Here is a 1,058-nt window from a genome sequence, read left to right as displayed (position 1 = left end):
TATCCCTGGCTGAAAGAGGTGGATTCATTAGCACTGGCAAATGTACAGATGCATCTGGAAAGTGCTTTCTGTAAGTTCTTTCGTGAACCATCCGCAGGATTTCCACGCTTCAAATCAAAGAAGTCATCAAGGAAATCTTATACAACAAACGTAGTGAATGGAAATATCTTTCTAGAAGGAAAATATTTGAAACTGCCTAAGATGACAGCCATCAGGATAAAGCTTCATCGTCCGATATCAGAAAAATGGAAACTGAAATCTGTAACAGTCAGCCGGGAACCATCCGGAAAATATTTTGCAAGTCTGTTATTTTGCTGTGAAAACCAAACAGCAGAAAAAAGACCGGCAGAAAAATTTCTGGGGATTGATTTTGCCATGCATGGGATGTGTGTATTTTCTACCGGTGAAAGAGCCGGATATCCGATGTTCTACCGGAATACAGAGAAAAAGCTTGCACGGGAACAGCGGAAACTGTCCAGATGCCAGAGAGGCAGTCGGAATTATGAAAAACAGAAGAAACGGGTTGCACTGTGTCATGAAAAGATCCGAAATCAGAGAAAAGATTTNGAACAAAATGTTCAAAAGCAATGATTGAAATTATTTATCAACATATAGAAATATGAGGTGAGGAAAATAAACCGGGCAGTAAAAATAAGAATCTATCCAAATGCAGAACAACGTGTGCAGATAGAAAAAACAATCGGCTGCAGTCGATTTATCTATAACTGTATGCTTGCAGATAAGATAGAACATTATAAAAAAGAAAAGAAGATGTTAAGGAATACACCAGCCAGCTATAAGAAAGAATATCCCTGGCTGAAAGAGGTGGATTCATTAGCACTGGCAAATGTACAGATGCATCTGGAAAGTGCTTTCTGTAAGTTCTTTCGTGAACCATCCGCAGGATTTCCACGCTTCAAATCAAAGAAGTCATCAAGGAAATCTTATACAACAAACGTAGTGAATGGAAATATCTTTCTAGAAGGAAAATATTTGAAACTGCCTAAGATGACAGCCATCAGGATAAAGCTTCACCGTCCGATATCAGAAAAATGGAA

General features: G+C 38.6%; 2 protein-coding genes. Both read left to right on the top strand.

Features of this window, described 5'->3' with window-relative positions; translation table 11 throughout:
- Nucleotides 1-9: 9 nt before the first annotated feature.
- The gene (locus GT674_RS16975) at nt 10-591 is read left to right on the top strand and encodes an RNA-guided endonuclease InsQ/TnpB family protein (RefSeq protein ID WP_442859872.1); all 582 of its coding nucleotides are present in this window, start codon (nt 10-12) and stop codon (nt 589-591) included.
- 90 nt (nt 592-681) lie between these two features.
- On the top strand, nt 682-1,058 hold a 377-nt coding region (locus GT674_RS16970; protein ID WP_330585653.1), incomplete at its 3' end, for a transposase.

The organism is Blautia sp. BIOML-A1 (assembly GCF_009883055.1).
GTDB lineage: Bacteria > Bacillota > Clostridia > Lachnospirales > Lachnospiraceae > Blautia_A.
The sequence above is the reverse complement of the archived record's forward strand: the minus strand, read 5'-3'. Positions and strand labels throughout refer to the sequence as shown.